The 6,972-nt window shown below is 73.8% G+C and carries 6 protein-coding genes; 3 read left to right on the top strand and 3 right to left on the bottom strand.

Annotated features, from left to right (window positions below):
• The 3 genes from purB to D7147_RS30100 all read right to left on the bottom strand — a co-directional run.
• On the bottom strand, window positions 1-1,486 hold a 1,486-nt coding region (purB, locus tag D7147_RS30110; protein WP_233563576.1), incomplete at its 3' end, for an adenylosuccinate lyase.
• A gap of 165 nt (window positions 1,487-1,651) precedes the next feature.
• On the bottom strand, window positions 1,652-2,542 hold the full coding sequence (locus D7147_RS30105) for an META domain-containing protein (RefSeq protein WP_147437469.1): 891 nt from the start codon (window positions 2,540-2,542) through the stop codon (window positions 1,652-1,654).
• 113 nt (window positions 2,543-2,655) lie between these two features.
• The gene (locus D7147_RS30100; RefSeq protein ID WP_120683753.1) at window positions 2,656-3,948 is read right to left on the bottom strand and encodes an acetyl-CoA C-acetyltransferase; all 1,293 of its coding nucleotides are present in this window, start codon (window positions 3,946-3,948) and stop codon (window positions 2,656-2,658) included.
• Between the two features lie 54 nt (window positions 3,949-4,002).
• On the opposite strand from D7147_RS30100, the gene D7147_RS30095 reads away from it, so the two are divergent.
• The 3 genes from D7147_RS30095 to D7147_RS30085 all read left to right on the top strand — a co-directional run bounded on the left by D7147_RS30095 (window position 4,003) and on the right by D7147_RS30085 (window position 6,948).
• Window positions 4,003-5,355 carry a 3-oxoacyl-ACP reductase gene (locus tag D7147_RS30095; protein WP_120683751.1) on the top strand — a complete coding sequence of 451 codons (1,353 nt, stop codon included), beginning with the start codon at window positions 4,003-4,005 and terminating at the stop codon, window positions 5,353-5,355.
• Complete coding sequence (locus tag D7147_RS30090; RefSeq protein WP_120683749.1) at window positions 5,355-6,251, top strand: MaoC/PaaZ C-terminal domain-containing protein; 897 nt, start codon at window positions 5,355-5,357, stop codon at window positions 6,249-6,251. The genes D7147_RS30095 and D7147_RS30090 overlap by 1 nt, the downstream gene beginning before the upstream one ends.
• Window positions 6,252-6,312: 61 nt before the next feature.
• Window positions 6,313-6,948, top strand: a complete 636-nt coding sequence (locus D7147_RS30085) for a DedA family protein (protein WP_120683747.1) — start codon at window positions 6,313-6,315, stop codon at window positions 6,946-6,948.
• Window positions 6,949-6,972 lie beyond the last annotated feature (24 nt).

The following is a 6,972-nucleotide window of genomic DNA, read 5'->3' as shown; positions in this document are numbered from 1 at the left end:
GTGAGTGGGGTGGCGTGCTGGGTGTGGGGGGGGGGGGGGGGGGGGGGGGGGGGGGGGGGGGTGGGGGGGGGGGGGGGGGGGGGTGGGGGGCGGCGTGGGGGTGGGCTTCGACGATCTTGGTGATGCGGCGGGTGACCGCCTGGACCTGAGCGGGAGCGGCGCCCACGAAGGTGGCCCGGTCGGCCACCAACTCGTCGATCTCGGCCCGGCTCAGGTTGAGCCGGCCGTCGGCGGCGAGCCGGTCGAAGAGGTCGTTCTCCAGCGCGCCCTTCTCCCGCATGCCGAGCGCCACGGCCACCGCGTGCTCCTTGATCACCTCGTGGGCGACCTCCCGGCCGACACCCCGCCGCACCGCCGCCACCAGGATCTTCGTGGTGGCCAGGAAGGGCAGGAAGCGCTCCAGCTCCCGGTTGATCACGGCCGGGTACGCGCCGAACTCGTCGAGCACGGTGAGGAACGTCTGGAACAGCCCGTCGGCGGCGAAGAACGCATCCGGCAGGGCCACCCGGCGGACCACCGAGCAGGAGACGTCGCCCTCGTTCCACTGGTCGCCGGCGAGCTCGCCGACCATCGACAGGTAACCCCGGATGATCACGGCGAAGCCGTTCACCCGCTCCGACGAGCGGGTGTTCATCTTGTGCGGCATCGCGCTGGAGCCGACCTGACCGGGCTTGAAGCCCTCGGTGACCAGCTCCTGGCCCACCATGAGCCGGATCGTGGTGGCCAGCGAGGAGGGGCCGGCGGCGACCTGGGCCAGCGCGGCGATCACGTCGAAGTCGAGCGAACGCGGGTAGACCTGGCCGACGCTGTCCAGCACCCGGGCGAAGCCGAGGTGCCCGGCGACCTGCCGCTCCAGCTCGGCGACCTTCTCCGCGTCACCGTCGAAGAGGTCGAGCTGGTCGGCCGCGGTGCCCACCGGCCCCTTGATCCCGCGCAGCGGGTAGCGAGCGATCAGGTCTTCCAGCCGCTCGTACGCGATGAGCAGCTCCTCCGCCGCCGACGCGAAGCGCTTGCCGAGCGTGGTGGCCTGCGCCGCCACGTTGTGCGAGCGGCCCGCCATCACCACGCCGGAGTACTCGTGCGCGTGCCAGGCCAGCCGGGCCAGGGTGGCGACCACCCGATCCCGGATCAGCTCCAGCGAGCGGCGCACCTGGAGCTGCTCGACGTTCTCGGTGAGGTCCCGCGACGTCATCCCCTTGTGCACGTGCTCGTGCCCGGCGAGCGCGCTGAACTCCTCGATCCGGGCCTTCACATCGTGCCGGGTGACCCGTTCCCGCTCCGCGATCGAGGCGAGGTCTACGTTGTCGACCACCCGCTCGTACGCCTCGACGACCCCGTCCGGGACCGGCACCCCGAGGTCGCGCTGGGCCCGCAGCACGGCGAGCCAGAGCCGCCGCTCCAGGCGGATCTTCTCCTCCGGGGACCAGAGGGCGACCAGTTCGGGCGAGGCGTACCGGTGGGCGAGCACGTTCGGGATCGTTGTCACGTACCTCAGTCTTTCATGCCACGGACCTGCGCCCCTCCGGCAGCGCGGCCCGTCCGGCAGCGCGGCCCGCCCGGCAGCGCGGCCCGCCCGGCAGCGCGGCCCGCCCGGCAGCGCGGCCCGCCCGGCCACGGCGGAACGGATGGTATGCGCACCGCTGGGAATCGCTCAGCCCCGTGCGAGCCGGCCCGACTCCGTTCCCTGCGCGTTCAGGAGCACGAGCACCTCGCCGTCCATCCCCGCCCGCGTGGCCTTGGCGAGCCAACTCGCCAGCGGCACGTTGTCACAGCCGATCAGCGTGCTGGGCCCGGCCGTGGCGAGCAGGGCACCCTCAGCTCCGGCGACCCACCGTCCGCTCTGACCGTTGCAGCCGTCGGAGCCCCGCCACTCGCCGTCGTCGCGCAACTCCACGTGGGCGCGGCCGCTGTCGCGACCGGCCGGCACCCATCGACCGCGGAGGTCGTCGCGGCTCACCGGCCTCAGGTCCGCCGGCAGTACGGCGGCCGGCGCGAAGGCCTGCCGGACCTCGGGAGTGATCACGGGCGGCTCTGCCAGCGACGGCAACAGGTTCGGCCCGGGAGTGGGCTTCGCACCCGGCAGCAGCCGGGCGACCTGCCGGCCCTGCCCGTCGAGCAGCACCGGGATGTCCTTCTCCAACCGGAAGGCGGTGCTCTGATGCAGCCAGGCCGGCGTGCGCCCCGGACCGGGCCGGCACTCCGGCGCGTCGGACACCAGGTGTTCGGAGAGGTCGGCGACGAAGAGGCCGTCCGCGCCGGCCCGCCACATGCCCGACGACACGCCGCAGGGACCGAACCAGGAGAGCCCGCCCTGGTCGGCGGGGGCGATCCGCAGAATCCCGCCGGCAGCGCCGGCAACCTCGGTGACCGTCCAGGAGCCGATCAGTCCGACCGGGTCCGCCTGTGGTTGGTTCGCGGTGGGTCTCGCGCCGACGGAACGCGTCTCCTCGGGGAGCGCAGGTACCGGTCCGGACCCGTTCGCGCAACTCGTCAGCAGCAGGCCTGCCGCGACCACAGCTACCAGGTATCTGCTCCGGCCCATCGCCTCTCCTCGTCCACCGGCCCGGCCGATGGATCACCAGGCGTATGGCGGGTTGGACGAAGAGCCTCGACGATCCGTTCCGGCGTCCCCCCGCACCGCTGAGACGGCTGCCGTCAACGCTCCAGGATCGCCGTCACCCCCTGGCCACCGGCGGCGCAGATCGAGATCAGCCCGCGTCCGCTGCCCTTCTCGGCCAGCAACTTCGCCAGGGTGGCCACGATCCGGCCGCCGGTCGCCGCGAACGGGTGCCCGGCGGCGATGGAGGAGCCGGTGACGTTCACCCGATCCCGGTCGATCGCGCCGAGCGGGGCGTCCAGCCCGAGCCGGTCCGTGCAGAACTCCGGCGACTCCCAGGCGGCGAGGGTCGCCAGCACCTGCGAGGCGAACGCCTCGTGGATCTCGTAGTAATCGAAGTCCTGAAGGGTCAGCCCGGCTCGGGCGAGCATCCGGGGCACTGCGTACGCCGGGGCCATCAGCAGCCCCTCGTCGCCGTGCACGAAGTCCACGGCCGCCGTCTGCGACCAGGTGAACCAGGCCAGCACCGGCAGGCTCCGTTCCCGCGCCCACTCCTCCGACGCAAACAACACGGTCGACGCGCCGTCGGTGAGCGGCGACGAGTTCCCCGCGGTCATGGTGGCCTGCTCGGCGTCCGGCCCGCGCACGCCGAAGACCGGCCGCAACGCGCCCAGCTTCTCCAGGCTGCTGTCGGGGCGGAGGTTCTGGTCGCGGGTCAGCCCGAGGTACGGCGTGATCAGGTCGTCGAAGAAACTCCTGTCGTACGCGGCGGCGAGCCGCTGGTGCGATCGGAGCGCGAGTTCGTCCTGGGAGCGCCGGTCCACGTTCCAGCGCAGCGCGGTGCGGGCCGCGTGCTCCCCCATCGACAGGCCCGTGCGCGGCTCGGCGTTGCGCGGGATCTCCGGTTTGAACGGCTGGAGCGGGCGAAGCTTCGCGGCCACCTTCAGCCGCTCGCCGAGGGTGCGGACGCTGTTGAGCTTGAGCAGGGTTCGGCGCAGCTCCTCGTTGACCGCCAGCGGCGCGTCCGAGGTGGTGTCGACCCCGCCCGCGATGCCGACGTCGAGCTGCCCGAGGGCGATCTTGTTGGCGACCAGGATCGCCGCCTCCAGGCCGGTGCCGCAGGCCTGCTGGATGTCGTACGCGGGGGTGTGCGGGTCGAGCCGGGATCCGAGCACCACCTCGCGGGTCAGGTTGTAGTCCCGGGAGTGCTTCAGCACCGCCCCGGCGACCACCTCGCCGACGCGCTGACCGGCGAGGCCGTACCGGGCCACCAGGCCGTCCAGCGCCGCGCCGAGCAGGTCCGCGATGGACGCGTCCGCGTAGCGCGAGTTGGAGCGGGCGAACGGGATGCGGTTGCCGCCGATGACCGCGACCCGCCGGATGTTCTGCACGATCCGCCTCCTCGACAGTGTTGCCCGTACCCTACTCGCCAGTAGGCTACGCCTATGACCGACAGGTACGCGAGCTTCGTCCAATCGGCGGCCGGACGCGCGCTGGTCAAGCGCCTCGGGCTGCCCGACCCGCCGCGGCTGCGCCGGCACCGACCCGGCGACCCGCTCCTGCCCGGTCCGGTCCTGCTGGGCGCGGCCGCCGACGGCCGGCTCGCCGGCCCGGTGGGCGAGCTGCTCGCCGCCGCCGGGGTCGAGCTGCGCGAACCCACCGCCGCCGCCGACGCCCGCTTCGGCGCCCTGGTGTACGACGCCACCGGCATCACCGACTCGACCGGCCTGCGGCAGCTCTACGACTTCTTCCACCCGGTGGCCCGCTCCGTCACGCCGAGCGGCCGGGTGATCGTGCTCGGCACCCCGCCCACCGAGTGCGCCACGCCGCGTGAGGCGACCGCCCAGCGGGCCCTGGAGGGGCTGACCCGCAGCATCGGCAAGGAGTTCGGCCGGGGGATCACCGCCCAACTGGTCTACGTCACGCGCGAGGCGGACGAGGGCAGCCGGGTCAGCCTCGAAGCCACCCTCCGGTTCCTCCTCTCCGGGCGGTCCGCGTACGTCTCCGGGCAGGTGATCCGGATCGACACCGGCAAGGCCACCGCCCCGGCCGACTGGGAGCGCCCGCTCGACGATCAGGTCGTCCTCGTCACCGGGGCGGCCCGCGGCATCGGTGCGGCGCTCACCCGCGTCCTCGCCCGCGACGGCGCGCGGGTGGTGGCGCTGGACGTACCGGCCGCCGGAGACGCGCTGGCCGAGGTGGCGAACGAGGTCGGCGGCACCGCCGTCCAACTCGACCTGACCGCGCCGGACGCCCCGACCCGGCTCGCCGACCACCTCGCCGGGCGGTACGGCCGCGTCGACGCGGTCGTGCACAACGCCGGCATCACCCGGGACCGGACGCTCGGCCGGATGGACGCCGACCGCTGGGACCAGGTGATCGACGTCAACCTCTCCAGCCAGGAGCGGATCAACGACGAGCTGCTGGCGCGCGAGCTGATCCCGACCGGCGGGCGGATCATCGCGGTCTCCTCGATCGCCGGGATCGCGGGCAACCGCGGCCAGACCAACTACGCCACCAGCAAGGCGGGGGTGATCGGGCTGGTCGACTCGCTCGCCCCGGCGCTGCACGGACGGGGGATCAGCGTCAACGCGGTGGCGCCCGGCTTCATCGAGACCCGGCTGACCGCCCGGATCCCGCTGGTGATCCGCGAGGCGGGACGCCGGATGAACAGCCTGGCCCAGGGCGGTCTCCCGGTGGACGTCGCCGAGACGATCGGCTGGCTGGCCTGGCCCGCCAGCGGCGCGGTCAACGGCAACGTCGTACGGGTCTGCGGCCAGAGCCTGCTGGGGGCGTGATGAGCGACCACACCACCGAGCCGCCCGCCGGCGGATGGGCCACCGTCGAGCTGGCCGGGATGCCGGCCGCCGGGGCGCTCTACCGCCGGGCGCTCACCGGCGCGCTCCCCGGGACGGGTGGGCGGCGGGCCACCCAACCGCCGCCGGTCCGGCTCACCGTCTCCGGCGTGCCGGTCGACCTGCGCCACCTGGCCGAGTACGACCGGGTCTGCGGGTTCCGGCTCACCGACCGGCTGCCCGCGACCTATCCGCACGTGATGGGCTTCCCGCTGGCCCTGCGGCTGATGACCGCGCCGGAGTTCCCGGTGCCGCTCACCGGCGTGGTGCACGTGGCCAATCGGATCACCGTGCACCGCCCGATCCGCAGCGACGAGACGCTCGACTTCTCCGCGTACGCCGAGAAGCTGCGCCCGCACGACCGGGGGCGGCAGCTGGACGTGGTGCTCGTCGGGGCGAGCGCCGGGGAGGAGGTGTGGCGGGGCGTCTCGACGTACCTCAGCCGGGAGCGGCGGGGCGGCGGCGGTGAGCGGCGGGACCGAGGCGCGTCCCCACCGCCGCCGGCCCCCTCGGCGACCTGGCGGCTGACCCCGCGCGTCGGCACCGACTACGCCCGGGTCTCGGGTGATCACAACCCCATCCACACCTCGCGGCTCGGGGCGCGGCTCTTCGGTTTTCCGCGCCCGATCGCGCACGGCATGTGGAGCAAGGCCCGCTGCCTCGCCGCGCTGGAGAACCGGCTGCCGGACGCGTTCACCGCGTCGGTGGCGTTCAAGCTGCCCGTGCCGCTGCCCGGCTCGGTGGCCTTCACCGCCACTGCGGCGGACGCCGGCTGGACGTTCGCGCTGCACGACGCCCGCACCAACCGTCCGCAGCTGGTCGGAGCCGTGCACGGCTAGGAATGGCGTCTTTTGCCGGGGAAGCGGCCCTTTCTTCCGGTCTGCCCGGAAACATGAGGGCATGGACGGCGTCCTCGACCTGCTCCGGGAGACGATCACCTCACCGTGGGTGTACCTGATCCTCGTCGGAGTGACCGCGCTCGACGCGTTCTTCCCGGCCGTGCCGAGCGAAGCCGCCGTGATCACCGCAGCCGTCGTCTCCGCCGGCGGCGGACGGCCCAACATCATCGCCGTGGTCGCCGCGGCCGCGATCGGCGCGCTCATCGGCGACCACATCTCGTACGCCATCGGTCGCGGCGGTGGGGCCCGCCGTCTGGCCCGCCTGCCGGAACGGAGCCGGCGACGAACCGGCTCGGAGTGGGCCCGGCGCGCGGTCGACCGGCGGGGCGGGGTCATCCTGACCACCGCCCGCTACATTCCGGGGGGCCGGACCGCCGTCACGCTCACCATGGGTGCGGTCCGATATCCGCGCCGCTCCTTCCTCCTCTTCGACGCGATCGCCGCCTCCACCTGGGCCGTCTACTGCGGCCTGCTCGGCTACTTCGGCGGCCTGGCCTTCGAGCGCGACCCGATCAAGGGAGTGATAGCCGGCGTCGGCCTCGCGGTCGCCATCACCCTGGGCATCGAGGCCATCCGCGTGCTGCGCCACCGGGTCGCCGCCCGCCGCGCCGCAGCCCGACGGCCCCCCGCCCGCTGAGCCGCCGGGCGGCTCGGAGCAGGT

Source organism: Micromonospora musae (assembly GCF_003626545.1).
Classification (GTDB): Bacteria; Actinomycetota; Actinomycetes; order Mycobacteriales; family Micromonosporaceae; genus Micromonospora; species Micromonospora musae.
The sequence above is the reverse complement of the archived record's forward strand: the minus strand, read 5'-3'. Positions and strand labels throughout refer to the sequence as shown.

Excerpts from the sequence above, each read along its gene's own strand:
- D7147_RS30105 (WP_147437469.1), bottom strand. The coding sequence starts at position 2,542 with ATGGGCCGGAGCAGATACCTGGTAGCTGTGGTCGCGGCAGGCCTGCTG.
- D7147_RS30095 (WP_120683751.1), top strand. The coding sequence starts at position 4,003 with ATGACCGACAGGTACGCGAGCTTCGTCCAATCGGCGGCCGGACGCGCG.
- D7147_RS30090 (WP_120683749.1), top strand. The coding sequence starts at position 5,355 with ATGAGCGACCACACCACCGAGCCGCCCGCCGGCGGATGGGCCACCGTC.
- D7147_RS30085 (WP_120683747.1), top strand. The coding sequence starts at position 6,313 with ATGGACGGCGTCCTCGACCTGCTCCGGGAGACGATCACCTCACCGTGG.